Source organism: Loktanella gaetbuli (assembly GCF_020531945.1).
GTDB lineage: Bacteria > Pseudomonadota > Alphaproteobacteria > Rhodobacterales > Rhodobacteraceae > Loktanella > Loktanella gaetbuli.
On record NZ_JAJATZ010000002.1, the window covers coordinates 412,550 to 437,637 of the forward strand.

The 25,088-nt window shown below is 60.4% G+C and carries 22 protein-coding genes; 11 read left to right on the plus strand and 11 right to left on the minus strand.

Annotated features, from left to right (window positions below; genetic code table 11):
- Positions 1-13: 13 nt before the first annotated feature.
- Together LGQ03_RS05700 and LGQ03_RS05705 are read left to right on the plus strand one after the other, a co-directional pair.
- The gene (locus LGQ03_RS05700) at positions 14-442 is read left to right on the plus strand and encodes a VOC family protein (protein ID WP_056036122.1); all 429 of its coding nucleotides are present in this window, start codon (positions 14-16) and stop codon (positions 440-442) included.
- Positions 442-1,146 (plus strand): DUF1194 domain-containing protein, encoded by a 705-nt coding sequence (locus LGQ03_RS05705; protein ID WP_226747618.1) that lies wholly within the window; start codon positions 442-444, stop codon positions 1,144-1,146. The genes LGQ03_RS05700 and LGQ03_RS05705 overlap by 1 nt, the downstream gene beginning before the upstream one ends.
- 31 nt (positions 1,147-1,177) lie before the next feature.
- Here LGQ03_RS05705 and acs read toward each other — a convergent pair whose 3' ends face one another.
- On the minus strand, positions 1,178-3,133 hold the full coding sequence (gene acs / locus LGQ03_RS05710) for an acetate--CoA ligase (RefSeq protein WP_226747619.1): 1,956 nt from the start codon (positions 3,131-3,133) through the stop codon (positions 1,178-1,180).
- A gap of 189 nt (positions 3,134-3,322) precedes the next feature.
- On the opposite strand from acs, the gene LGQ03_RS05715 reads away from it, so the two are divergent.
- Positions 3,323-3,814: a YdcF family protein gene (locus tag LGQ03_RS05715; protein ID WP_226747749.1), complete on the plus strand. Its 492-nt coding sequence runs from the start codon at positions 3,323-3,325 to the stop codon at positions 3,812-3,814.
- Positions 3,815-3,872: 58 nt separating this feature from the next.
- Complete coding sequence (locus LGQ03_RS05720) at positions 3,873-4,541, plus strand: hypothetical protein (RefSeq protein ID WP_226747620.1); 669 nt, start codon at positions 3,873-3,875, stop codon at positions 4,539-4,541.
- Between the two features lie 2 nt (positions 4,542-4,543).
- Here LGQ03_RS05720 and LGQ03_RS05725 read toward each other — a convergent pair whose 3' ends face one another.
- From LGQ03_RS05725 to LGQ03_RS05735, 3 genes are all read right to left on the minus strand, one after another.
- On the minus strand, positions 4,544-6,832 hold the full coding sequence (locus tag LGQ03_RS05725; RefSeq protein WP_226747621.1) for a glycoside hydrolase family 55 protein: 2,289 nt from the start codon (positions 6,830-6,832) through the stop codon (positions 4,544-4,546).
- Positions 6,833-6,935: 103 nt separating this feature from the next.
- A complete protein-coding gene (locus LGQ03_RS05730; RefSeq protein ID WP_090160373.1) occupies positions 6,936-7,370 on the minus strand; it encodes a DUF4864 domain-containing protein in 435 nt (144 codons plus the stop codon).
- Between the two features lie 63 nt (positions 7,371-7,433).
- The gene (locus LGQ03_RS05735) at positions 7,434-9,014 is read right to left on the minus strand and encodes a lysine--tRNA ligase (protein WP_226747622.1); all 1,581 of its coding nucleotides are present in this window, start codon (positions 9,012-9,014) and stop codon (positions 7,434-7,436) included.
- Between the two features lie 111 nt (positions 9,015-9,125).
- Here LGQ03_RS05735 and LGQ03_RS05740 point away from each other — a divergent pair, with 111 nt between their 5' ends.
- On the plus strand, positions 9,126-9,542 hold the full coding sequence (locus LGQ03_RS05740) for a tellurite resistance TerB family protein (protein ID WP_056036141.1): 417 nt from the start codon (positions 9,126-9,128) through the stop codon (positions 9,540-9,542).
- A 50-nt stretch (positions 9,543-9,592) separates the two neighbouring features.
- Here LGQ03_RS05740 and LGQ03_RS05745 read toward each other — a convergent pair whose 3' ends face one another.
- The 3 genes from LGQ03_RS05745 to LGQ03_RS05755 all read right to left on the minus strand — a co-directional run bounded on the left by LGQ03_RS05745 (position 9,593) and on the right by LGQ03_RS05755 (position 12,149).
- Positions 9,593-9,844, minus strand: a complete 252-nt coding sequence (locus tag LGQ03_RS05745) for a hypothetical protein (RefSeq protein WP_090160379.1) — start codon at positions 9,842-9,844, stop codon at positions 9,593-9,595.
- Positions 9,845-9,974: 130 nt separating this feature from the next.
- Entirely contained in the window at positions 9,975-11,498 is a 1,524-nt protein-coding gene (gene dacB / locus LGQ03_RS05750) for a D-alanyl-D-alanine carboxypeptidase/D-alanyl-D-alanine endopeptidase (protein ID WP_226747623.1), read from the minus strand.
- 9 nt (positions 11,499-11,507) lie between these two features.
- On the minus strand, positions 11,508-12,149 hold the full coding sequence (locus tag LGQ03_RS05755) for a nicotinate-nucleotide adenylyltransferase (RefSeq protein WP_226747624.1): 642 nt from the start codon (positions 12,147-12,149) through the stop codon (positions 11,508-11,510).
- 141 nt (positions 12,150-12,290) lie between these two features.
- Here LGQ03_RS05755 and ettA point away from each other — a divergent pair, with 141 nt between their 5' ends.
- The 3 genes from ettA (at position 12,291) to LGQ03_RS05770 (ending at position 14,939) form a co-directional block, all read left to right on the plus strand.
- Entirely contained in the window at positions 12,291-13,946 is a 1,656-nt protein-coding gene (ettA, locus tag LGQ03_RS05760) for an energy-dependent translational throttle protein EttA (RefSeq protein WP_090160384.1), read from the plus strand.
- A gap of 364 nt (positions 13,947-14,310) precedes the next feature.
- Positions 14,311-14,517: a cold-shock protein gene (locus LGQ03_RS05765; protein ID WP_056036158.1), complete on the plus strand. Its 207-nt coding sequence runs from the start codon at positions 14,311-14,313 to the stop codon at positions 14,515-14,517.
- A 212-nt stretch (positions 14,518-14,729) separates the two neighbouring features.
- Positions 14,730-14,939, plus strand: coding sequence for a cold-shock protein (locus LGQ03_RS05770; protein ID WP_056036161.1), 210 nt, complete (start codon positions 14,730-14,732; stop codon positions 14,937-14,939).
- 26 nt (positions 14,940-14,965) lie between these two features.
- Here the strand turns inward: LGQ03_RS05770 and LGQ03_RS05775 are convergent, their stop codons facing one another.
- Positions 14,966-15,571: an arylesterase gene (locus LGQ03_RS05775; RefSeq protein ID WP_226747625.1), complete on the minus strand. Its 606-nt coding sequence runs from the start codon at positions 15,569-15,571 to the stop codon at positions 14,966-14,968.
- A 70-nt stretch (positions 15,572-15,641) separates the two neighbouring features.
- On the opposite strand from LGQ03_RS05775, the gene LGQ03_RS05780 reads away from it, so the two are divergent.
- Positions 15,642-16,313 (plus strand): ABC transporter ATP-binding protein, encoded by a 672-nt coding sequence (locus tag LGQ03_RS05780; RefSeq protein ID WP_226747626.1) that lies wholly within the window; start codon positions 15,642-15,644, stop codon positions 16,311-16,313.
- Entirely contained in the window at positions 16,310-18,826 is a 2,517-nt protein-coding gene (locus LGQ03_RS05785) for an ABC transporter permease (protein ID WP_226747627.1), read from the plus strand. The genes LGQ03_RS05780 and LGQ03_RS05785 overlap by 4 nt, the downstream gene beginning before the upstream one ends.
- Before the next feature lie 56 nt (positions 18,827-18,882).
- Here LGQ03_RS05785 and gltX read toward each other — a convergent pair whose 3' ends face one another.
- The 3 genes from gltX to LGQ03_RS05800 all read right to left on the minus strand — a co-directional run bounded on the left by gltX (position 18,883) and on the right by LGQ03_RS05800 (position 23,503).
- Positions 18,883-20,208: a glutamate--tRNA ligase gene (gltX, locus tag LGQ03_RS05790; protein WP_226747628.1), complete on the minus strand. Its 1,326-nt coding sequence runs from the start codon at positions 20,206-20,208 to the stop codon at positions 18,883-18,885.
- 32 nt (positions 20,209-20,240) lie between these two features.
- The gene (locus LGQ03_RS05795) at positions 20,241-21,689 is read right to left on the minus strand and encodes a DHA2 family efflux MFS transporter permease subunit (RefSeq protein ID WP_226747629.1); all 1,449 of its coding nucleotides are present in this window, start codon (positions 21,687-21,689) and stop codon (positions 20,241-20,243) included.
- Positions 21,690-21,844: 155 nt separating this feature from the next.
- A complete protein-coding gene (locus LGQ03_RS05800; RefSeq protein ID WP_226747630.1) occupies positions 21,845-23,503 on the minus strand; it encodes an NAD+ synthase in 1,659 nt (552 codons plus the stop codon).
- Between the two features lie 131 nt (positions 23,504-23,634).
- On the opposite strand from LGQ03_RS05800, the gene LGQ03_RS05805 reads away from it, so the two are divergent.
- Positions 23,635-25,086 carry an MORN repeat-containing protein gene (locus LGQ03_RS05805; protein WP_226747631.1) on the plus strand — a complete coding sequence of 484 codons (1,452 nt, stop codon included), beginning with the start codon at positions 23,635-23,637 and terminating at the stop codon, positions 25,084-25,086.
- Positions 25,087-25,088: the final 2 nt, after the last annotated feature.

Below are 25,088 nucleotides of genomic sequence, written 5' to 3' on the forward strand. Positions count from 1 at the left end.
AGGAAGGCCTGAGATGCCCGTGAAATATCTGCACACCATGGTCCGCGTAAAGGACCTGGAAAAAACGATGGCGTTTTTCAACCTGTTGGGATTGCGCGAAATTCGCCGCCGCGATGACGAGGGCGGACGCTTTTCCCTGATCTTCATGGCAGCCGAGGGCGACGAGGATTGTCCGGTGGAGCTGACGTACAACTGGGACGGCGACGACGCCCTGCCCGACGACAGCCGCCATTTCGGCCATCTGGCCTATAGCGTGCCCAACATCTACGAGATGTGCCAGCACCTGATGGACAACGGCGTCACGATCAATCGTCCGCCCCGCGACGGCAACATGGCATTCGTGCGGTCGCCCGACAACATTTCGGTCGAGCTGTTGCAGGACGGCGATGCCCTGCCGCCGGCCGAGCCGTGGAAGAGCATGGAAAACACCGGGCACTGGTGATGATGCGGGGGCTGATCGCAGGGCTGTCCCTTGCGGCGGCCCCCGCCGAGGCCTGCCGGCTCGCGCTGGTTCTGGCCATCGACGTGTCATCCTCGGTCGACGCGACCGAGGATGCATTGCAACGTCAGGGCCTTGCCGCGGCCCTGGTCGCACCAGAGGTGCAGGCGGCATTCTTTGCCTCGCCCGATCCGGTTGCGCTCTATGTCTTTGAATGGTCGGGCCGCTACAATCAGGTGGCACTCAGCGATTGGCGCATGATCGAAACGCCCGGTGACCTCGACGCTGTTGCAGCCGCCGTGTCGTCCAGCATCCGCAGTCACAACGATTTTCCGACGGCCATGGGTTATGCGCTGGGGCATGCGGCGGGCGTACTAGAGGCAGGTCCAAGCTGTTTGTTCCAGACGATCGACATGGCAGGCGACGGCATCAACAACGAGGGGTTCGGCCCGATCGACGCTTACAACGCCTTTCCCTTGGGTGACGTCACGGTCAACGGATTAGTCGTGAACGCCGCTGATTTCGAGGGCGAGGTCAATCTGATCCCGTTCTACACGAACGAGGTCATCCGCGGACCCGGTGCATTCGTTGAAGTCGCCAACAGCTTTGCCGATTACGAGACGGCGATGCGCCGCAAACTGGTCCGCGAACTGGGTGTCATCGGGTTAAGCGGCTGGCCCGTCATGACAAACAGATCGCCGTCTTAGGCCCCCACCCGCCGGGCGGGGGCCAGAGGCGTCAGCCCTTGTTCATCCGGTTGGCGATCAGATCATCGACCACCTCTGGTTCTGCGAGAGTCGATGTATCGCCCAGCGCGCCATAGTCGTTTTCCGCAATCTTGCGCAGGATACGGCGCATGATCTTGCCGGATCGCGTTTTCGGCAGGCCCGGCGCGAACTGGATCAGGTCAGGTTTGGCAATCGGCCCGATTTCCGCGCGGACCCAGTCGGACAGTTCCTTGCGCAGTTCTTCTGACGGGTCCTGACCCGCCATCAGCGACACATAGGCATAGATGCCCTGCCCCTTGATGTCGTGCGGATAACCGACCACTGCGGCCTCGTTCACGGCCGTATGGGCGACCAGCGCGCTTTCGACTTCTGCCGTGCCCATGCGGTGGCCAGACACGTTGATCACGTCATCCACGCGGCCCGTGATCCAGTAATAGCCGTCGGCGTCGCGACGGCAGCCGTCGCCGGAGAAGAACATGTCCTTGTACTGGCTGAAATAGGTCATTTCGAACCGGTCGTGATCGCCCCAGATCGTGCGCATCTGACTGGGCCAGCTGTCCGCGATCGCCAGCACGCCTTCGGCCTCGGTCGTGGTGATTTCCTTGCCGGTCTCAGGTTCCAGCACCACGGGTTTCACACCAAAGAACGGCAGTGTCGCAGACCCCGGCTTGGTCGGCGTTGCACCCGGCAGCGGCGTCAGAAGGTGCCCCCCGGTTTCCGTCTGCCACCAGGTATCGACGATGGGCACATTCCCGCCGCCGACCACGTCGTTGTACCAGTTCCATGCCTCTGGATTGATCGGTTCGCCGACGGTTCCCAGCACCTTGAGCGCGCTCAGGTCGTATTTTTCGACAAAGGCGTTCCCCTTGCCCATCAGCGCCCGGATGGCCGTGGGCGCGGTATAGAACTGGTTGACCTTGTGCTCTTCGCAGACCTGCCAGAACCGGCCCGCATCGGGATAGGTCGGCACGCCTTCGAACATCAGGGTGGTCGCGCCGTTCGCCAGCGGGCCATAGACGATATAGCTGTGGCCGGTCACCCAACCCACATCAGCCGTGCACCAGAACACATCGCCATCGTGATAGTCGAATGTGTACTGATGCGTCATGCTGGCATAGACCAGATAGCCGCCAGTGGTATGCACAACGCCCTTGGGCTGCCCGGTCGAGCCGGAGGTGTAGAGGATGAACAGCGGGTCTTCTGCGTTCATCTCTTCGGGCGGGCAATCAGCACTGACGGTTTCTTCCATTTCGTGCAGCCAGACATCGCGCCCTGCGGTCATGGCAATGTCGCCACCCGTCCGCTTGACCACCAACATTTTCGAATCGACCGTTACCTTTTCAAATGCCTTGTCGGCGTTGACCTTCAGCGGGGTGTTTCTGCCGCCGCGCGGGGCCTCGTCAGCCGTGATCACGACCTTGGCCTCTGATCCATTGACGCGCGCTGCCAGTGCATCCGCGGAAAAACCCGCAAAGACGACCGAATGGATCGCGCCAATCCGCGCACAGGCCAGCATCGCATAGGCCGCCTGCGGGATCATCGGCAGGTAGATCACGACCCGGTCCCCCTTGCCTACGCCCATCTCCTTGAGGACGTTGGCGAATTTCGACACATGCGCGTGCAACTGCTGATAGGTGATATGCTGCGCCCCAGCTTCGGGATCATCGGGTTCCCAGATGATCGCCGTCTGTGTGCCGCGCGTTGCCAGATGACGATCGATGCAATTGGCCGCGACATTCAGGCTGCCGTCCTCGAACCATTTGATGTCGATGTTGCCCGGGGCAAAGCTGGTGTTCTTGACCTTGGTATAGGGTGTCATCCAGTCCAGCCGCTTGCCATGCTCACCCCAGAACGCATCGGGATCCGCAACCGAGGCCGCATACATCGCCTCGTATGTGGCGCGGTCTGCATGGGCACCAGCAGCCATTTCCGCGCTGGGTGCATAGGTCTTGTCGTTGTCGGCCATGTCAGGTTTCCCCCCTTTGTAGTGCCCGCACTCCTCCCGGCTGTTCCCCGGTTGCGGTCGTTCGACTTCGCGTCATCATGAGCAAGAGCGTAGGGAATCCAAGCGGGCGGTGCCAGAGCATCGCACCTCTTGTAAACAATCGGGATCGATTTGACCAAAGTGTGTAAAGTTAATTACAACGCGCCGCCCGTGGCGGATGCCATCATTGTCCTGGGCGCAGCAGTCTGGGCCAGCGGTCCCTCGCCAACCCTGCAAAGGCGGGCACGACATGCGGCGGCGCTGTTCCATGCAGGTCGTGCCCCACTGATCGTTGCGACAGGCGGATTGGGCCTGCACCCGCCAACCGAAGCCATGGCAATCACTGATATCCTGATTTCGCAAGGCGTGCCTGCCACAGCCATCATCCAGGAAGACAGATCCACAACTACACTGGAAAACCTTGGTTTTTCCCGAAAACTGTTGGGCCCGGACACCCGGACAGTCATCATCGTGACCGACCGGACTCACGCACCCCGTGCGCGACTGACCGCGAGACACCTTGGCTATACGGCAACCACCATGTCGCCCAGTCTGCGCGGCGGACACCCGCGCATCATACTGCGCCAGACGATCAGAGAGTTTTTCGCATACCCGGCCTATGCACTGCGATTACGCATACGTGGGAAGGACACGGAAATTTAATGCCGCGTTAATTCGAAATTAACCCTGACCCAGGATCGTCGCCACACGGAGAATGGTGATGAAAATCCTGCTGATCTGGGTGTCCTGTCTCGCGGGCCTGCAATCAGCGGCCCATGCGGGCCCGTGGCCACGCGAAGAAGGTCATACCTTTATTGCGGCAGGCGGAAATTTCCTGCTGTCCGACGGCGCGGAATTGCCGGTCCATTATGACCCGACGCTCTATGTCGAATATGGTCTGCGGCCAGAACTGACCGTCGGTCTCGATTTTTACTCAGCCGACAAGGGACGCATTTATTCGGCCTTTAGTTTCGCGGCCATTCCGGCAAACAGCCTCGATGCCGACCTCAAATCCATGTTGTCCTTTGGCATCGGATACCGCCGCAATGCCGACGGCAGCGAGGAATTGCTGACCCGCATCGGGTTGTCACTGGGGCAATCGACGCCCAACGGCTGGCTCGCATTTGACGGTAACATCACCTACGGCGCAATCGACCAGACCTTTCGGCCCAAAGCCGATTTCACATGGGGGCGGTCGTGGTCCGACCAATGGACCACGACGCTTCAGGTGCAAACAGGACAAGGGTTTTCAGACGACCATTACGCCAAGGTCAGCCCCACCCTGATCTACACCATCAACGAACGCTACAGGGTCAATCTCGGCTCGGTTCACGCGCTGACAGGAGACCGCGGCAGCGCGCTCAAGATCGAGACCTGGATCCAGTTCTAGGATTACACCGGATTGTCCATCCGCACAGTATAGCGCACAGCCCCCCGCACACTGCGTTCGAACGCAAAACGTAGATCGCGGCTGTCGTTGCTGTAGCTCGTTTCGATCCACGGCATATCGTTGACGTTCGCCCCGTCACCGGTCCGCAAGGCTTGCACCATCGCGAGACCGTCGATCGTGCGTGCATGCCCCCTGAACGGCAAATACGGGTCAGTGCGTGCAACCCAGTTTGACGCCGCCGTGTTCTGCGTATGGATCAGCGATGCCGGGTTATAGACCGGCTCTTCGATACCATTGTAGGTATTCGCGTCGATCGTGATCTGTCGCATCCGGGTCAGATCCAATCCCGCGAACGTGGTGTCGACCCCTTCCATCCGGTCGATCTTGCCGTTCACGGCGCGGAACACATTCCCCGTCATCGAAAACCCTTGGACGAAATGACCGGGCCCATAGGGCTTGATCCGCAGAAAATTGAACCCGGTCGTGGCATTCAGAGCGATGAAATGATTGCCGGTGATGGTCAGCCCGCCAAAGGAAAACTGGTTCACGAATTCCGGCTCGGATTCATATTCGTTCGTCCACTCGATCCAGCCGTTGTCGATATAGTTGCCTGTCACGACAGACCGACAGTTGGGTGTTGCAAAAATCAGTCCGGCAACGCGAACGCCACCCGTGACACTATCACCATTGAACCAATGGTTTGCCGTGATCGTCGTACCACCGCCACCGATCACGGCGAAATGCTTGAACAGCGCGCAGCGATTGTCGCGGATCTTGACGTCCTCGGCGTTTGTATTCAGCGCGATCGTTGTCCGGTCCTGGACCCGCAGCCCCTGTTCGTTCGAATTGAACTGGCAACGGTCGATCATCATGCCCTGACAGCCCCGACCCGGAGAGGTGATCCCCCGATCCTTTGGCCGGGTGACAAAGCAGTCGCGGACGTGAAACGTCAGCCCCTCGGGTGCCATCAGGATGCCGCTGGCCAGTCCTGCGCATTGGAATTCGATATCGTCCAACACGAACTGCGCAAGATCGGCATAGCCCGAGAAATCCAGCAGGTATTTGAACCGGGTAAAGGTAAAGGTCTGCGATCCGACGGCATCATGCAGCGGCTGGCTCAGCTCTAGGGTACGGGCACCGACGTTAATCGCACGCACATAAATTTCACGTCCGACACCGGCCCCGCTGACCAGTGATCCCAGCTGAATATTTGCGATATTCGTCACATTCGTCAGCCGCCTATCGGCACTTCGGTCATAGGTTCCGGCCGAAGTCACCACATCCGTATCCCAGGCGGTGGTATTCGCAGGCTGAAACTGACCGTTGCGCACGACGCGGCGTGTCGCGAACACCTGCCGCGTCGGATCGCATGCCTGCATGTCAAGCGGCCCGTTCAGCGTCACCCTGATGCCGCACATATCCAGCGACTCGTGATCCGAGAAATTCAGCAAGGCCTGGTAGGCTTTTCTGAACGCCTGTTCCTCGTCGCCAAATGCCTCGACATAGGCGCGCAGATCATATCCGTTTTGCAGGATAAAGCGGCGGTCGTCAGGCTGGGTCACAGTCCCTTCGAACCGGATCTTGCTTTGGATACTGACATCGTTTTCCAGATGATAGACACCTGCCGGGACCAAAATTTCGCGCCCCTGCGCCGCACTGTCAGCCGCCTCGAAGGCGGCGGAATCGTCGGTAATTCCATCGCCCCTGGCACCGTAGTCGCGCACATCGACCATCGACATCAGGTCCCGCAGAAAGGCGACCGTGAAATCCTCGATCACGATATCATCGATCCGCACCAGACCGCCGGACGGGCCGACCAGATCAATGCCAAAGTGGCCGTAGATGGCGTCCAGCCAGACCAGATCGACGCCGGCGCGCGCGCCCGTCCCGACGATGGCGCTCACTTCGACAACCTCGCCATAGCGGGTCAGTTGCGTCTGCGGCCCTGTCGTAAGCGGAACATTGGCCGCCCCGCCACCTGCCACACCAGCATAACCCGCGACCCGCACGGCAGGCAGCGGCCCCGCCACCGCCTTGACCCGCGCCGTGATCCGCAGATAGCAACCGCGCAACAGAGGCGTCTCGGCCATGTAGCGCAGGCTCTGGACCGTCCCGGTTTTCTGAACTTCCAGACAGCCCCCGAAATCCTGATCCGATGGCACGAAGACACCTGTCCCGCTGGTGGCATAGGTGTCGCTGCCGGGGGTGCCGTCGCCGCTTGACCAGACCGAGAGGCCTGCCGCAAACGGCAGCGGCTGAAACACGATTCCGTCGGTAATTGCCTTGTTCATAACCTATCCTTTGCGCAAGCCGGATCGACCCGGTCGTCACGCAGGCAATAGGTTATGGGACGTTAATCAGACCCGTGGGGACCGCACGCACAAGCGGCAACACTCAGACCCCGACATCGGGCAGCGGCAGCACGGACACGCCGTCGATCTTCCACGCACCGTCAATCTGTATCATCGCGTATTCCAGCATGTGCAGCCCGCCCGATGCATCCTGTATCATCACCTGTTGCAGGATGCGGGCCCCCAGATCTTGCTGGGCGACAAAACGCGATGACGAGTTGTTCCAGACCATCGGATAGCCTTGGCTGACCATCCGGCCAAAGTTTTCAGGCCCGCCGAACAGACGCTGGATCATGGGACTGGCATAGGTGAATGCCAGATCGACATCGCGATCGCGCAATGCATCCAATTGGTTTGTAATGACATCCTCGATGCCCTGCACAGCGGTCACAGGTGCCTCAGATGGGGCCGCAACCTGTGCCTGCACAGGCCCGGCCAACGCACCAACCACCAAAATTGCCATCAATTCAACGCGCATGTCTTTTCCCCCGTGTCCAATATCAAATCAGACACGGTCGAAATCGCCAAAGGGTTTCGTCTGTCAGACTTGCTGCAAATCGCCGCGCAAGGCAGCTTCGATCAGGGCGATTGTCTCATCCACACCATAAAGCGCGATGAAACCGCCAAACCGTGGCCCCTGACTGGCACCCAGCAAAATCTCATACAGTGCCGTAAACCAGTCGCGCAGCGGGTCGAACCCATGCGCCTTGCCAACAGCAAAGACCTCGGATTGCAATCCTTCGGCGTCCAGACCGCCGTCCCATTGGCGCAAACGCTGTACCAGATCGTCCAACGCCGCTTCTTCTCGCTCATCTGGTGCGCGATAGACTTTCTTGGGTTTGACGAAATCATTGTAGTACTGCACCGCGAACCCGGCTGCCTGATCCAGTTGCGGATGCGTTGCGGCGCTTGCCTCCGGCGCATAGCGCTGGATAAAGCCCCATAGCGTTTCCTTGTCCTCTGCGCCCGACACGCTGGCCAGGTTCAGCAACATGGAAAACGGCACCACCATATCGGACGCGGGCACGTTATGCCCGTGAATATGGAACACCGGATTGTTCAGGCGCGCAGCCTCGTCCTGATCGGCATAGGCCCGCAACTGCTGATGATATTCATCAACAGCCTTGGGGATCACATCGAAATGCATCCGCTTTGCGGTCTTGGGCTTGAGGTACATGAAATAGCTTAGTGTTTCAGTCGCCGCATAGGTCAGCCACTCGTCGATGGTCAGGCCGTTGCCACTGGTCTTGGAAATCTTGTGGCCCTGATCGTCCAGAAACAGCTCGTAGGTGAAATGCTCGGGCGCGCGTCCGCCCAAGACCCGGCAAATCCCGTCATAGATCGGCGTGTTGGCGGCGTGATCCTTGCCGTACATCTCGAAATCGACATCCAGCGCAGCCCAGCGCGCGCCAAAATCGGGCTTCCACTGCAATTTCACATTTCCGCCCGTGACGGGCAACGTAACATCAGTGCCGTCCTCGTCAGCAAAGGTAATCATGCCATCCGGCGTCACCTCTTTCATCGGGACATACAAAACGCGCCCGGTCGCCGGGCTGATCGGCAGAAAGATCGAATAGGTTTCCCGACGCTCTTCTCTCAGGGACTTCAGCATGATCTTCATGATGTCGTCATAGCGCACGGCGCTGCGCAGCAGGATCTCGTCCATTTTTCCGGACTGGTAATATTCCGTCGAACTGGCGAATTCGTATTCGAAACCAAAGGTATCGAGAAAATTGTTCAATCGCGCGTTCATGTGCGCGCCAAAGCTGCCATGCGTTCCGAACGGGTCGGGCACGGCAGTCAGTGGACGCTGCATGTAGGGTTCCAAAGCCGCAGGATCCGGGACATTGCCGGGGATCTTGCGCATCCCGTCCATGTCATCGGAAAAACACAGCAACTTTGTCGGGATGTCGCTGATGACCTCAAAGGCACGACGCACCATTGTTGTCCGGCCCACTTCTCCGAACGTGCCAATGTGCGGCAGACCGGACGGCCCATAGCCTGTCTCGAACAGGACATAACCTTTTTCGGGGTCCTTTTTGTCGTACCGTTTGAGCACACGGCGTGCCTCTTCGAACGGCCAGGCCTTCGATGTCATTGCAGCGTCACGGAATGTGCTCATGGTTGGTCTCTCTTGTAGTCACAGCGGGTTGCGGTGATGCAGGCGCCTCACTATTGCGAGGGGGGCTTGGCGTCAATAAATGCCAATCACACGCATTCGAAAGGGGATAACATGTCAGCCGATACGATGACCGCGCAGGACGCGCTGGCCGCCCTCATGATCGCTGTCTCGGCGTCGGACGCAAACATCCAGACGTCCGAATTGATCAAGATCAACAGCGCCATCAACAACCTGCCTGTTTTCTCGGGTTTCGATGCAGAACGGCTGCCGCGACTGACGCAGACTGTTTTCGATCTGCTGGACCAGGAAGACGGCCTGGAGGCCTTGTTTGGGCTAATACGCGACGCCCTGCCCGAACGGCTTTATGAAACGGCCTATGCCTTGTCATGCGATGTTGCGGCTGCCGACGGCGCGATCGGTGAAACAGAAACCCGCATGCTCGAGGAAATTCGCTATGAACTGGCGTTGGACCGTCTACATGCGGCTGCAATCGAACGTGGCGCGCGTGCACGGCACATGACCCTCTAGACGAAAAAGGCCCGGTCACTGACCGGGCCTTTTGCATCAGATTGTAAGGTTTAGTTGCCGGTTGTCTCGGCTTCTTCCTCTTCGGGGGACTGAACGTCCAGTGTCGGCACTTCAACGGTCGTGCTGTCGACTTCGACGTCACCCATTTCGACGTCAGCTTCGGGCAGTTGGCCGCCTTCCACACTGACATCGACGTCAGGCAGCTGGCCTTCCTGGGTCTGTTCAACGTCAACCATGAAAAACAGCAGATAGACGACCACGACCAAAACGATTGCGGCGATAATACCAAGTACGGCTTTCATTTTTTCTTCCTTAATTTCTGCGGCGACAAATTGTCGCTCTCTTCACCAGTCGAACGGCAAAGGGACGCGATTGGTTCCGCGTCTTTTCAATTAAGTTGTTGGACCGGACGTATCGAGGTCCCGGATTTGATCAACCGGTCATGTCTCCGAGGATCAGCCAACGTTGCAGCAGCTTCTGCTGCAATCGTTTTGCCCGACCATTGTATGCGGCGGTCCCGGCTGGCGCTTCATCCAGCGACGACTTGGACTGCTCGCGTGCCTCTGGGTCATGGGAAAAGATCGCGAAACTCAGCGACCGGGCTTGCGCAGTGGTCACGTATCCAGCCAGCGCGGAAACAAAATTCAACGTCCCGGTCTTGGCGCGAACGGTCCCTGAAAACCCGTCCAGCGCGCGGCGACTGTCATCGACCATCACTACTTCGCGCATCAGCGGCTCCAGCGTGGATTTCACACCAGTGCCCCGCAGGAACGCAACCATTTCGGCAGCGCTGATTTCATTCTGATCCGTCAAACCGGAATGATCCGCAAACCGCGCGACAGCGCCGGTCCGGTCAGCGACCCATTGCGCCATTTGTTCGGCTGACAGGCGCATCGACAGCGGTGCCCCCTGACGCGCAGCGGTGGCCGTCATGCCCAGCACCTCGGCCGTCAGGTTCGTCGAAAACCGCATCATGCCACGCGCAACATCGTCCAACTGTTCGCTTTCATGCACGGCCAGATTCGCACCCTCGGGCTGCGTATCTGTCAGCGCGCCCCTTGGCAGCAAGATCCCGGACCCGGCGGCCAGCACCTGAAACACCTCGGCCGCGTAGATTGCAGGAAACCGGACCGGCAGCCACCGCGACCCTGACCCGCCCAACGCCCGGCGCGCCACCGTCCAATCGTCGAAATCAGCACCCTCTGCGTAGGTGTATATCGGCGAAGACCGATCCACGACCCGCATGCGCGCCGCGGTCACAGGTGGGCGCAGGCTCTCGCTGCGCGCATCCATCGTGATGTCATATCCGCTTGCGGTGCGCGCCCACTCGAACATCACGCGGTTAAAATTCAGGTTCAGGCCACCCAAGGACGGATTGTAACTGAGTTGGTCCAACTGGCCGGGTTCGATTTCCTTGACCCCTGGCAATGCGCCATCCCAAACCAGAAAACGACCGTCGATCCCCGTGATACCCGCCGCCACCAATTGTGCGACCAGACCTGCCAGGTCATCGGTCGCCAGGGTCGGGTCGCCCCCGCCCGCCAGGATCAGGTCGCCCTGCAAGACGCCCTCAACGATTGGCCCTGTCCCGATCACACGGGTACCAAACCGGTAGTCGGCACCAAGCGACTCGACGGCATAAAGCGCAGAAATTGCCTTGGTCACGCTGGCAGGCGGCCGCGCAGTGTCAGGATCGACCGCCTCGAGGACCTGCCCCGTTGCAGCGTCAGCGATGACAAACCCGGTCTGCCCGTCCAGACCAGCCTCGCGGATCAGGTCGGCTGCCGTGCTGCGCAACATCGGCCGCGCAGACAACAGCGCCTCACCCTGAATTTGCGCATCCGGCCGCACAACAGGCCGCAGGGTTTGGGTCGGTGCAGCAAATGCGGCACCGGCCCCTCCGGCCAGCAAGGATGCAATCAAGGCGCGACGCGTCAGATGTGATCTAGTTGTCATACCAAGTAACTAGCCACCTTTGACGACAGCGGGCAACACGCTGCCGGTCACTTCCGCGCCAGACGCCCGCGCACGGATCGCGGATGACGAAAGGCGCATCATCGGCATGTTGACGAAACACCATGCCGGGACGTCCTTGTACGGCAGCCCATGTGATGCACTCGCAGGAATCCGTGCCGACTGATAGATTCGCGCAGCCTTGCTCAGACGGGCTGAAATGCGATCACCCGGCCGCGCCAGCACACCAATCGGCACATGATCCATGATCCAGCGCCAGTCCTGCCACTGATCGAACTGCGCCAGATTGTCGGCCCCCATCAACCACACGAAACGCACGCCCGGATAGCACGCGATCAGTCCACGCAAGGTCTGGGCGGTGAACCGCGTCTGCATTTGCGCTTCCAGTGCCGTGATCCTGACCCGTGGATGCTGCATCAAGGCCCGAGCCTGTTCGACCCGCTGCGACAATGGCGCAGGACCATGCTGTTTCAGCGGATTACCCGGACTGACCAGCCACCAGACCTGATCCAGCCCGAACCGCATGAGCGCCTGGCGCGTCAGATGCGCGTGTCCGGCATGGGCGGGATCGAACGATCCGCCCAGCAAACCGATGCGCTGCCCACTGCGCGCGACTGGCCAACCCTGCCTCACAAACGCCCTCTCTCTTGCAGCAACCCGTAAATCGAAATGCAAACCCCGTGACAAGATCAACCGCACGCGTCTTTGATTGCCCCGCCGCCCCCCGACAGGTAAGACGATGCCGAATTTACACATCCAAAACGCGGTGCACCCATGGCCAGCTATCAGTTCGTTTACTTTATGGACGGCGTGTCCAAAACCTATCCCGGCGGGAAAAAGGTATTTGAAAACATCCGCCTGAACTTTCTCCCCGGTGTGAAAATCGGTGTCGTCGGGGTCAACGGCACCGGTAAATCGACGCTGATGCGCATCATGGCAGGCCAGGACAAGGACTTTGCAGGCGAGGCATGGGCCGCCGAAGGTGCACGCGTCGGCTATCTGCCGCAGGAACCCGAACTCGACCCGAACCTGACTGTGCGCGAAAACGTCATGCTGGGCGTCGCGGAAAAAAAGGCAGTTCTGGACAAGTACAACGAGCTTGCGATGAACTACTCCGACGAAACCGCTGACGAGATGGCGAAGCTGCAAGACGAGATCGACGCGCAGAATCTATGGGACCTCGACGCGCAGATCGACGTCAGCATGGAGGCCCTGCGCTGCCCCCCCGACGACGCCGACGTCACCACCCTGTCTGGCGGTGAGAAACGCCGTGTCGCGCTGTGCAAACTCCTGCTCGAAGCCCCCGACATGCTGCTGCTGGACGAACCGACCAACCACCTCGACGCCGAAACCATCGCTTGGCTCCAGCAGCACCTGATCGACTACAAAGGCACGATTCTGATCGTAACCCACGATCGCTACTTCCTCGACGCAATCACAGGCTGGATTCTGGAACTCGACCGTGGTTCCGGCATTCCGCACGAAGGCAACTATTCCAGCTGGCTGGAAGCCAAGGCCAAGCGGCTGGAAAAAGAGGCAAAAGAGGACAAATCCAAGCAAAAGACGCTGGAACGCGAACTCGAATGGATGCGCCAGGGTGCCAAGGCGCGTCAGGCAAAGTCCAAGGCCCGGATCAGTGCCTACAACGACCTTGCCAACCAGTCAGAGCGTGAACAGATGGGCCGCGCCCAGATCATCATCCCCAACGGCCCCCGGCTGGGGTCGAAGGTGATCGAGGTCGAGAACCTGAAAAAAGGAATGGGCGACAAGCTGCTGGTCGAGGGTCTCTCCTTCGATTTGCCCCCCGGCGGCATCGTCGGCGTGATCGGTCCCAACGGTGCCGGTAAATCCACGCTCTTCTCGATGCTGACAGGTCAGCTGGAACCCGACGAAGGCTCCGTCACCTACGGCGACACGGTCAAACTGTCCTACGTTGATCAGTCGCGTGATGCGTTGTCACCAGATGCCACCGTGTGGGAGGAAATCACCGGCGGCGCCGAGATCATCGCGCTGGGCGACGCCCAGATGAACTCCCGCGCTTATTGCTCGGCCTTCAATTTCAAGGGCGGCGACCAGCAGAAAAAAGTCGGCCTGCTGTCAGGCGGTGAACGCAACCGCGTCCACATGGCAAAACTGCTGAAATCCGGCGGCAATGTCCTGCTTCTCGACGAACCAACCAACGACCTCGACGTGGAAACCCTCCGCGCGCTCGAGGACGCTTTGTCCAACTTTGCCGGTTGCGCCGTGATCATCAGCCACGACCGTTTCTTTCTCGACCGCCTCTGCACCCACATCCTCGCTTTCGAGGGTGACGCCCACGTCGAATGGTTCCAGGGCAATTTCGAGGATTACGAAGAAGACAAGAAACGCCGCCTTGGCGCCGACGCGATGGAGCCCAAGCGGATGAAGCACAAGAAGTTCACCCGCTAAGCAAAACATGACCAGATGTGACCTGCGACCTGCGCACACCCGCGCCGTCGCGGGTCACATATTCAAATCCTACAGGACGCCGTGGGCTGCCACAGCGGTGTGACGCGAAAAGCGGCCACGATTTACCCCTGACGTATCATGCGTGTTCGGATCACACCTTGGCCACTGTCGGGCCAGATGCGCAAGGAAATGCCGGTTCCAACACAACCCTTGCTTTTGCGGGCAAACTGCCCCATACGCTTCCGTGCAGACGTTACCATCTCGACCCCACTGTTCTCCTTCATACGGCGACAGCGCTCTCGATGCACTGACTACGCCACCCCGTCGCAATCCTGTGGGCGGATACTTATGAAGGAATATTCACATGGCTACTGGCACCGTGAAATGGTTCAACGCAACCAAAGGCTTCGGCTTCATCGCTCCCGATGGCGGCTCTAAGGACGTTTTCGTCCACATCTCCGCTGTTGAGCGTTCCGGCCTGAACGGCCTGAACGACGACCAGAAGGTCACGTTCGACATCGAAGCTGGCCGCGACGGCCGCGAATCGGCTGTGAACCTGGCGCTGGCATAAGCGTTCAGAACAGTGGGATGCGCGCCTGACGCGCATCCCGACCGGCCCAAACCCTGCCGAAATCGGGTTTCCCCCAAAAAATTGTTGATTTAGCGCCGGCACCCCACATACTCGGTGATGCTACGTTACTTCTGTCGACCTCGTTCGAACCAGCTCTGACGGGCCGGGCTGCTGCACGTCCGCGAGCGGCGATTGACATAAGGAACGACACCATGGCCACTGGCACTGTGAAATGGTTTAACACGACCAAAGGGTACGGATTTATTGCACCCGATGGCGGCTCCAAGGATATTTTCGTCCACATCTCTGCGGTCGAACGCTCTGGCCTGACGGGCCTTGCCGACAATCAAAAGGTCAGCTTTGACATCGAAGCAGGACGCGACGGACGCGAAAGTGCCGTAAACCTGTCGCTCGCAGACTGATGCAGGGTGCCCCACGGGGCACCTGATCACTCCGGGGCCAGGCTTTCTGCGAATTCCAGAATGGCTGGTCCCATCTCATCGACAATCATGCTCACGCCTTGAGCGTTTGGGTGGATTCCATCCGATTGCAGTGCATCAGTATCGATGCCGTCGCCGCCCTGTATCGCCGCGAACCAGTCAGGAAAGAGCGGGACGGCCCGCGATTCTGCCAGATCTTCATACATTCCGTTGAAATCGGCGCGGTAGTCGGGTCCGTAGTTGCTGCCCGCCTGGATTCCGACCAACATTGCAGGCACGTCACGCGCTGCCGCCCCTTCCAGGATCGCGTCCAGATTGGCCCGCGAAACAGCAGGATCGAGTCCACGCAGGAAATCGTTGCCGCCTAGTGCCACGATGACCCCGTCCACATCGGGCGTCAGCGTCCAGTCCAGCCGGGACAAACCGCCCGCCGTTGTATCGCCCGACACGCCAGCGTTGATCAACGTCACATCGGCCCCCTGTTCATCCAGCCATGCCTGCATTTGTGGCACAAACCCGTCTGCGGTGGGCAATCCGTATCCTGCCGTCAGACTGTCGCCCAATGCGGCGATGGTGATCGGCTCTGCCAGAACCGGTGTGGCCAAAAAGCACATGATCGCGGCGTTGCGGATAGACCGCGCCGCCCCATATCCACTAGAAGACCAACGCAGAAAGCTGCCCCACATGTCCGAACCTGTTCTTTCGTTGTCCAATGTTTCACTTTCGCTCGACGGAAATGCAGGCAAGGTCGACATCCTCCACGACATCTCGCTCGACGTCACAAGCGGTGAGACGCTGGGCCTGATCGGTCCAAGTGGTTCTGGCAAATCGTCGCTCCTTATGGTGATGGGTGGCCTCGAACAGGCCACCGCCGGTCGTATTACGGCCCTTGATGCGCAACTAACCGACATGTCAGAGGATCAACTGGCCCGGTTCCGTCGCAATAATATGGGTGTGGTGTTCCAGTCTTTCCACCTGATCCCGACAATGACCGCATTGGAAAACGTGGCGACGCCCCTCGAACTGGCCGGTGTGTCTGATGCATTCGACAGGGCACAGGCCGAACTGGTCGCGGTGGGGCTGGAAACACGCATGAACCACTATCCATCACAATTGTCCGGTGGCGAACAGCAGCGCGTGGCCCTCGCCCGTGCATCCGCCCCGCGGCCCCGCATCCTTCTTGCGGATGAACCGACGGGCAACCTTGATGCCACAACCGGTGCCGCGATCATCGACCTGTTGTTCGGACTGCGCGATCGCCACGGTGCGACGTTGATCATGGTCACCCATGCACCTGATCTGGCGGACCGCTGCGACCGTGTCATTCCGTTGCGCGATGGACGGCTGTCAGCATGAGCTTGCCACTTGCGATACGTTTTGCCCGCCGTGAACTGCGCGGCGGTCTGCGCGGATTTCGTGTCTTTCTTGCCTGTCTCGCATTGGGTGTTGCGGCCATCGCCGCCGTTGGCACCGTCCGCGCAGGGATCGAGGCAGGCCTGGCCGAACAGGGTGCAGCCCTGCTGGGTGGCGACGCCGAGGCTACCCTGACCTATCGCTTTGCCAACGATGAAGAACGCGCCTTTTTTGACAGCATCGCGACGCAGGTATCGGAAACCGCTGATTTCAGATCCATGGCGGTTGTGGGTGACGATCGCGCGCTGACGCAGATCCGTGCTGTAGACGCGGCCTATCCGCTGATCGGCAGCGTCACACTGGACCCGCCCATTCCGCTGGCAGAGGCGCTGGCAGGTGACGACATGCGCCCCGGTGGGGTCATGGAACGTGTCCTGGCTGACCGTCTGGGCCTGTCGCCCGGCGACACATTTCGGCTTGGAACGCAGGAATTCGTCTTTACCGCTGTGCTGGACAGCTATCCCGACAACGGCAGCGGTGGTTTTTCACTTGGGCCGCGCAGCATCGTTCTGACAGACAGCCTTGCTGATGCTGGCCTGCTTGCGCAGGGAACGCTGTTCGACACCGATTATCGCATGCTTTTGCCCGTCGGGGCCGACCTTGCTGCCCTCGAAACGCAGGCCGAAAGCCGGTTCCGCGATACGGGCCTGCGATGGCGTGACAGCCGCAACGGGGCTGGCGGCACCGCGCGTTTTGTTGACCGCATCGGTGCGTTTCTGATCCTGATCGGCCTGTCGGGCCTTGCAGTTGGTGGTGTCGGTGTCAGCTCTGCCGTGCGCGCCTATCTGGGCGGCAAAACCGGAACCATTGCCACGCTCAAGACGCTGGGTGCCACACGTGGTACGATCTTCCTGACCTATTTTCTGCAAATCGGGGCGCTGACCTTGCTGGGCATTGCAATCGGTCTGGTGCTGGGCGGCGGCATTCCCCTGATGCTTGCCCCGCTGATCGAGGCATCCCTGCCGGTGCCCGCAGATTTCACCGTCGCCCCTGCTCCATTGGCAGAGGCCGCGATCTATGGCGTCCTTGCCGCACTGATCTTTACCCTCTGGCCGCTGGCACGTACCGAACAGATCCGCGCCGCAACACTGTTCCGGGACGCCTTTGCCAGCGGAAATGCCCTGCCGCGCTGGCCGTATCTCGTGGCAACCGTCACGCTGGTGGCACTCTTGCTTAGCCTTGCGATCCTGTTTTCCGGTACGGCCTGGCTGACGCTTTGGACGGCTGGCGGCATTTTTGGTGCGCTCTTGCTGCTGGTCCTCGCCGCTGCTGTGATCCGTTGGATCGCGCGCCGATTGCGGGTTGTCTCGCGCGGCAGGCCCGCCCTGCGCGCAGCCCTCGCCAGTATCGGTGCACGCGGCGGAGAAAGCACTTCTGTCGTGCTATCACTCGGGCTCGGGCTGTCAGTGCTGGCGGCGATCGGGCAGATCGACGGCAACCTCCGGCAGGCCTTCAATTCGGATCTTCCAGAAATCGCACCCAGCTATTTCTTTGTGGATATTCAACCTGACCAGATCGATGGTTTTCGTGCGCAGCTGGCCGACAACCCGGCGGTCAGCCAAGTCGATACCGCCCCCATGCTGCGCGGCATCATCACCCGCATCAACGATATCCCTGCCGAAGAGTTCGCCGATGGCCATTGGGTTGTGCGCGGCGACCGCGGAATCACCTACGCGGGTGCCATGCCGGACGGGACGACCGTAACCGCAGGCGAATGGTGGCCGGACGATTACGCTGGCACCCCGCAAATCAGCTTTGCCGCCGAAGAGGCCGCTGAAATCGGCCTGCGACTGGGCGACACCATGACGGTCAACGTGCTGGGCCGCGACATTACCGGCACCGTCACCAGTTTCCGAGAGGTCTCATGGGAGGACGCCGGCATCGGCTTTGTCCTCGCCATGAATGAAACGGCGCTGGCCGGTGCGCCACACAGCTGGATTTCGACAGTTTATGCGACCCCGGAATCAGAGGCACCGATCCTGCGCGACCTGGCGAACGCCTATCCCAACATCACGGCGATCCGCATTCGCGACGCGATCGACCGTGTTGCCGTACTGGTCGAAGGCATTACCGCTGCGACCCGCTATGGCGCACTTGCCACCTTGATCACGGGATTCCTCGTGCTCATCGGCGCGGCAGCCGCTGGCGAACGGGCTCGCACATTCGAGGCCGCGGTTCTGAAAACGATCGGGGCATCGCGGGCGACGATCCTTCTCAGCTTTGCGCTCCGGTCGGCCCTTCTGGGCTTGTCTGCCGGCGTCGTGGCACTCGCGGCGGGAATCCTGGGCGGCTGGGCCGTGCAAACGTTCATCATGGAAAACGACTATGCCGTGATCTGGTCCAACGCCCTGTGGATCGTGGGCGGCGGGATCGCGGTGTCACTCGCGGCGGGTCTGGGTTTTGCCATACGCCCACTTTGGGCGCGCCCCGCGCGCGTGCTGCGCGCCCGCGAATGATCCATGAAAAAGCCGCCCTGACAACAGGGCGGCTTTTCCGATGTCCATTCGCGATCCTAAAGTGTCGGTTTTTTCTGTAGCAGCGGCATCACATCAGCCATTTCCGGGCCGCGTGCCTGGCCTGTCACTGCCAATCGCAGCGGCATGAACAGTTGTTTGCCCTTGCGGCCCGTCGCATCCTTGACCCGGCCTGTCCAATCAGACCAGGTGTCCGCCGCGTAGGGCGGATCGCCCAGCAGATCAAAAGCCTGCGCTGCGAAATCGCGATCCTCGTCAGCGACCACCGCAGTGCCACCGTCGCGGAACAGATCCCACCAGGGGGCCACGTCATCCAGTTTGGTCACATTGCCTTTGACGGCATGCCAGAACGCGGGTTGCAGGTCGACAGGCACACCGGCGGCATCCAGCGTGTCAGCCACATCAGCGGCCTCCAGCCGTGCCAGATGGCGGGCGGTCAGTGGCCAAAGATCCTCGAAATCGAATTTCGTCGGGGCTGAACCAAATGTCCCGATATCGAACCCCTTCACCACATCATCGATGCCGTCCACCAGCACCACTGGCTGCGACGATCCCAGACGTGCCATCAGTGACAACACCGCCTCGGCCGCGATACCCTGCGCGCGAAGGTCGCGCAGCGCCAGCGTTCCCAGACGTTTTGACAGCGCCTCGCCCTGCGGTCCTGTCAACAAACTATGGTGCGCAAAGCGTGGCACAGTGCCGCCCAGGGCCCGCATGATCTGGATCTGCGTCGCGGTATTCGTTACGTGGTCGGACCCGCGCACGATATCGGTGATGTTCATGTCAACGTCATCGACCGGAGAGGCAAAGGTATAGAGGATCTGGCCCGTTTCCTTGATCAGGACCGGATCACTCACCGACGTGCAATCAATGCTGATCGGCCCCATGATGCCATCGTCCCATTCGACCCGCTCAAGATCCAGCTTGAATCGCCAGTGCGGCCGGCGTCCCTCATCACGGTAGGCCTGTTTCTGCGCCTCCGTCAGCGACAGCGCCGCGCGGTCATAGACCGGCGGTTTGCCCATGTTCAGCTGTTTCTTGCGCTTGAGGTCCAGTTCGACGGGGGTTTCAAAACATTCGTACAACCGCCCGTCAGCGATCAGCTGGTCGCGCGCCGCGTTATAGCGTTCCAGCCGGTCGGATTGCGCGACGGTATCGTCCCAATTGATGCCCAGCCAGGTCAGGACATCGCGCACGCCTTCCTTGTATTCCGGCTTGGATCGTTCCTGATCCGTATCATCGATCCGCAGTATGAATGTGCCACCATTTTGCCGCGCGATGGCATAGTTGAACAAGGCGGCGCGCAGGTTGCCGATGTGCAGCCAACCAGTCGGCGACGGTGCGAAACGGGTAATCGTGGTCATGTCAGACGTCCTCTTGCGTTGCGCTCCGTCTGTCACGCAGCCACCGTATTGTCCAGTTTGGCTTGTTCTCCCTTGGGCAGCTGCCAGACAAAGACGGCAACACAGGCAAAGGTGAAGGTGGAAAACCACAGCGCATGGGTCAGCGCTGTCGAATAATCGGCCACGCCCTCGCCGTTACGACCCAGGTAGCCAAAGAACAGCTGCCCCATGACCGCCAAACCCAAGGCTCCGCCGATCTGCTGAAACGATTGTAGCGCGCCAGAGGCAGACCCGGTATCGCCGTCGCGGACCTGCGCCAGCACGATGTTGAACATTGGCGAAATCGCCGTCCCCAGCCCCATACCACCGATCAGCAACGGCAGGATCAATGCCCCCCGGCGCAAGGTTTCCCCGGCCTGCGGCATGACGAACGGCAGCAGCAGCACACAACTGACCAGCAGCAGCCCGCCCAGCGAAATCCGCAATTTGGGCACCCGGTTTCCCAACCGTCCGGCCATCCCCGAGGCAAGCAGCACACCGATCGAGAAAGGCATCGTCGTCAGCCCCGATTCCAGCGGCGTCAGCCCATTGCCAACCTGCAACAGAATGGCGAGCACGAAAAAGAACCCCGGCACCCCGGAAAACAGCATCATCACCAGAAAGGAACCGACGACATAGCTGCGGTTCCGAAACAAGGCGACCGGCAGCAGCTGCGCCTGGCCACGCGATGCCCGGAAACGCTGCCACCAAACGAACACCCCTGTCAGCGGCAAGGCCCCCAGCAGCATCCCGAAAATCCACACAGGCCAGCCCAGTTGGCGGCCTTCGATCAGCGGAAACAACACGCAAAACAGCGCAAGCGCCGCAATCGCGACGCCCACGAGGTCGATGCGCAATCCCTTTTCACCTGCAAGGTTCGGCACATACCGCAGTGTCGCCAGCACTGCGATGATACCCACGGGCACATTCACCAGGAAAATCGGGCGCCATTCCAGCCCCCAGATATCGGCCCCGATCAGCACGCCGCCCAGAACCGGTCCCGACACGCTGGCCAGTCCCGCAGACAGTCCGAACAGCGCAAAGGCCAGACCCCGTTCCTTGGGTGCGAACAGCGCGGGAACGATGGCAAGCGTCTGCGGAATCATCATCGCGCCACCGATCCCTTGCAGGACGCGCGCGCCAATCAGTCCTTCGATGGATGGTGCCATGCCACACAAGGCTGACCCGATCGTGAACATGCAAACGCCACTCACGAACATCCGTCGCCTTCCGAACCGGTCGCCCAACCGCCCCATCGGCAGCAACAACAGCGCAAACGTCAGGATGTAGACTGCGACGACCCATTCGATTTCGCTGTCTGTCGCGTCAAAGGCGGCGGCCAGCGAGGGTATGGCCACATTAACGATCGTCACATCCATCAGGTTCATGAAACTGGCCACCAGCAACGCGGCCATCGCGATCCAACGCCCTCTGAGCGGTTCGTCATCATCCGTGCGGTTCATCGGGCTCAGCCTTGTTGTTGCGCACGTTACCTAGAACGGCGAACGGAACAGTCACGGATGATGATGCGCATATCCACGGTGACGGCGGTTTCGCGGCAAGAGCCTGCCAAGCCGCAGGCCGCTTGGCCTCAGGACCCAAGGCGCACCAATATCTCTCAACTGTTGTCGCGCCAACGGTTCACGATGGGATAGCGGCGGTCCAGCCAGAACGCGCGTTTGGATAATCGCGTCCCGGGCGCAGACTGGAACCGCTTGTATTCGCTGATGTAAATCAGATGCTCGATCTTTTTCACAACCGCCCGGTCGTGGCCTGCTGCGACGCAATCCGCGACCGACTGTTCTTCGTCGACCAGGCGGAACAGAATATCGTCCAGCACCGGATAGGGCGGCAGGCTGTCCTCGTCCTTTTGATCGGGGCGCAATTCGGCGCTTGGTGGCTTGTCGATGATGGCAACGGAGATCACCTCGCCTGCCGGGGCCATCATCCAAGGACGATGATTGGCATTGCGCCAGCGGCAGATGTCGAACACCCGTGTCTTGTACAGGTCCTTGATCGGGTTGTAGCCACCCGACATGTCGCCGTAGATCGTCGCATATCCGACCGCGACCTCGGATTTGTTGCCCGTCGTCAGCAGCATCTCTCCGAATTTGTTCGATTGCGCCATCAACAACAGCCCCCGCAAGCGAGACTGGATGTTTTCCTCGGTCAGATCCGCATCCAGCCCGTCAAACAGATGCGCCAACGCCTGATCCACGGCACGCACAGGTTCCTTGATGCTGACGGTATCCAGCTTGCAGCCCAGCGCGTGAGCGCATGCTGCCGCGTCGTCCAACGATGCTTGCGATGTATATTCCGACGGCAGCATCACGCAGCGCACGTTGTCAGGGCCCAGCGCGTCGGCGGCGATGGTCGCGACAATCGCGGAATCGACCCCGCCCGACAGACCCAGCAGCACTTTCTTGAACCCTGTCTTGCGGCAATAGTCCCGCAGCGACAGCACCATGGCGTGATAGTCCTGTTCCAGACTCTCGGGCAAATGGGCCTTTGCACCGTCCACAACCCGCCAGCCGTCATCGGTGCGTTCCAGATCGACATGCGCAATCGCATCTTCGAACACCGGCAATTGCATGGCAAGCTGACCGCCGGGGTTCAACACAAACGACCCGCCGTCGAACACCTGATCGTCCTGCGCGCCCAGCAGGTTCAGATAGATCAGCGGCACATCGTTTTCGACAACACGGGCCACCATGTTGTTCAGCCGTACTTCGAATTTGTCGCGGAAATATGGGCTTCCGTTGGGCACCAGCAGCACCTCTGCCCCACTTTCGACCTGCGCCTCGGCCACATCGGGATACCAGGCATCTTCGCAAATCGGTGTGCCGATCCGCGGGCCCGTCGTCGCAAATGGCCCTTGGATTTCACCGCGGTTGAACAGGCGTACTTCGTCGAACACGTTGAAATTCGGTAGAAAATGTTTGTCCGCCCGACCAATGATCGCCCCGCCCTTCAGCATGTAGTAACTGTTGTGCAGCCGGACACCGTCCAGCGCGGGACCGCCAATCGCAAGCGTCGGTCCATCCGCGCAACGCCGCGCCAGGGCTTCGATTTCGGCCACGGCAGCCAGGATGAAACCGGACCGTCGGATCATGTCCTGCGTCTGGTAGCCCGTGATGAACATCTCGGGCAGCGCCACCAGATCGGCACCCGCCGCCTTGCCCTGTTCCCATGCGCCAAATGCCAGTTCGGCGTTGCCGGACAGGTCACCCACCGTGGGATTCAACTGCGCGATCGTGATGCGGTAGGTATAGGTCATGCGGCCTCTTTCGTTTGTGATCCAGATAGCAGAAATGCCGCAAAGGGAAAGCCGCCCATGCCCGCCCTGCCCCGTTGTCACGTCAGCGCGCATTCTTTAGGTTGCCAGCAAAAGAGCAATTGAGGTTTTTCATGACGCGCATCGCCACGGCAGCTTTGATGGTTCTGGCCTTGACGGGTGCCGCATACGCGCAAGCCGTCGAAACCAAGCAATACGATGACGGCGGCGTCTACGAAGGCGCGTTCCTGAACGGCAAACAGCACGGTCAGGGCACCTACAGCTTGCCCAACGGCTATGAATATTCCGGCGAATGGGTCCAGGGCGAGATTTCTGGCAGCGGCCGCGCCGTTTTCCCCAACGGCTCGATCTACGAGGGCACATTTGCCGCAGGCAAACCTGATGGCACGGGCCGCATCGCTTTTGCCGATGGCGGGACCTACGAGGGCGACTGGTTGGCCGGTAACATGACCGGACGCGGCATCGCGACCTACGCCAACGGCGTCGTCTACGAAGGCGAATTTCGCAACGCGATGCATCATGGCACCGGGACGATGCGGAACCCCGACGGCTATGTCTACACGGGCAACTGGATCAATGGCGTCAAAGAGGGCGAAGGCACCATCACCTACGCGGACGGCGCGACCTACACGGGCACGCTCAAGGCCGGAACCCGTGACGGGGTCGGCACACTGACCCTGCCCGATGGGCTGACCTATAGCGGGACCTGGGTGGATGGCCAGATCGAGGGTGAGGGCACGCTAACACAGGCCAATGGCGACACCTACACCGGCACATTAGTTGCAGGACGCCGCAACGGCCAGGGCCGGGTCGTCTATGCCAATGGCGACACCTACGAGGGCGGCTTTGTCGACGACAAACGCCACGGCACCGGCACCTTTATCGCAACAGACGGTTACCGCTATACTGGCGACTGGGTCGCGGGTCAGATTCAGGGCGAGGGCGAAGTCGTCTATCCTGACGGGGCCATCTACACGGGCAGCTTTGCCGCCGATCTGGCGGACGGCACAGGCCGAATCGTCTACGCCGATGGATCATCCTACGAAGGCGAATGGTCCAATGGTGTGATCGATGGCCGCGGCACGGCGACCTATGCCAACGGCATGATCTACGAGGGCACGTTCAGCAACGCCAAGAACGATGGCCAGGGGACGATGACCTACCCCGATGGCTACGTCTATACGGGTGGTTGGTCTGACGGTCAGCGTGACGGGACCGGCACCGCCACTTACGCGGACGGCACCGTCTACGAAGGTGGTTTCAAGGCCGGTCAGCGGCACGGCACGGGCACGATCACCCTGCCAGATGGGTTCACCTACACGGGCGATTGGTCAGAAGGCGAGATGTCGGGCACGGGTGTCGCGACCTATGCCAACGGCGATATCTATGAAGGCAGCTTTGTCCGGGGCCGCCGCGAGGGGCCGGGCGTGATGCGTTACGCCAGTGGCCAGGAAACATCCGGCGAATGGGCGGACGGTGCGATCCTGATGCCCGACAATGCGCAAACCGAGACCGTGCCTGCCGAACCGGACGCCTCACCTGCCCCGGTCGATCCAGTCGAATGACC

Bases quoted from the DNA above. Each gene is read 5' to 3' on its own strand.
- LGQ03_RS05700 (WP_056036122.1), top strand. From the start codon at position 14: ATGCCCGTGAAATATCTGCACACCATGGTCCGCGTAAAGGACCTGGAA.
- LGQ03_RS05705 (WP_226747618.1), top strand. From the start codon at position 442: ATGATGCGGGGGCTGATCGCAGGGCTGTCCCTTGCGGCGGCCCCCGCC.
- acs (WP_226747619.1), bottom strand. From the start codon at position 3,133: ATGGCCGACAACGACAAGACCTATGCACCCAGCGCGGAAATGGCTGCT.
- LGQ03_RS05720 (WP_226747620.1), top strand. From the start codon at position 3,873: ATGAAAATCCTGCTGATCTGGGTGTCCTGTCTCGCGGGCCTGCAATCA.
- LGQ03_RS05725 (WP_226747621.1), bottom strand. From the start codon at position 6,832: ATGAACAAGGCAATTACCGACGGAATCGTGTTTCAGCCGCTGCCGTTT.
- LGQ03_RS05730 (WP_090160373.1), bottom strand. From the start codon at position 7,370: ATGCGCGTTGAATTGATGGCAATTTTGGTGGTTGGTGCGTTGGCCGGG.
- LGQ03_RS05735 (WP_226747622.1), bottom strand. From the start codon at position 9,014: ATGAGCACATTCCGTGACGCTGCAATGACATCGAAGGCCTGGCCGTTC.
- LGQ03_RS05740 (WP_056036141.1), top strand. From the start codon at position 9,126: ATGTCAGCCGATACGATGACCGCGCAGGACGCGCTGGCCGCCCTCATG.
- LGQ03_RS05745 (WP_090160379.1), bottom strand. From the start codon at position 9,844: ATGAAAGCCGTACTTGGTATTATCGCCGCAATCGTTTTGGTCGTGGTC.
- dacB (WP_226747623.1), bottom strand. From the start codon at position 11,498: ATGACAACTAGATCACATCTGACGCGTCGCGCCTTGATTGCATCCTTG.
- ettA (WP_090160384.1), top strand. From the start codon at position 12,291: ATGGCCAGCTATCAGTTCGTTTACTTTATGGACGGCGTGTCCAAAACC.
- LGQ03_RS05765 (WP_056036158.1), top strand. From the start codon at position 14,311: ATGGCTACTGGCACCGTGAAATGGTTCAACGCAACCAAAGGCTTCGGC.
- LGQ03_RS05770 (WP_056036161.1), top strand. From the start codon at position 14,730: ATGGCCACTGGCACTGTGAAATGGTTTAACACGACCAAAGGGTACGGA.
- LGQ03_RS05775 (WP_226747625.1), bottom strand. From the start codon at position 15,571: ATGTGCTTTTTGGCCACACCGGTTCTGGCAGAGCCGATCACCATCGCC.
- LGQ03_RS05780 (WP_226747626.1), top strand. From the start codon at position 15,642: ATGTCCGAACCTGTTCTTTCGTTGTCCAATGTTTCACTTTCGCTCGAC.
- LGQ03_RS05785 (WP_226747627.1), top strand. From the start codon at position 16,310: ATGAGCTTGCCACTTGCGATACGTTTTGCCCGCCGTGAACTGCGCGGC.
- gltX (WP_226747628.1), bottom strand. From the start codon at position 20,208: ATGACCACGATTACCCGTTTCGCACCGTCGCCGACTGGTTGGCTGCAC.
- LGQ03_RS05795 (WP_226747629.1), bottom strand. From the start codon at position 21,689: ATGAACCGCACGGATGATGACGAACCGCTCAGAGGGCGTTGGATCGCG.
- LGQ03_RS05800 (WP_226747630.1), bottom strand. From the start codon at position 23,503: ATGACCTATACCTACCGCATCACGATCGCGCAGTTGAATCCCACGGTG.
- LGQ03_RS05805 (WP_226747631.1), top strand. From the start codon at position 23,635: ATGACGCGCATCGCCACGGCAGCTTTGATGGTTCTGGCCTTGACGGGT.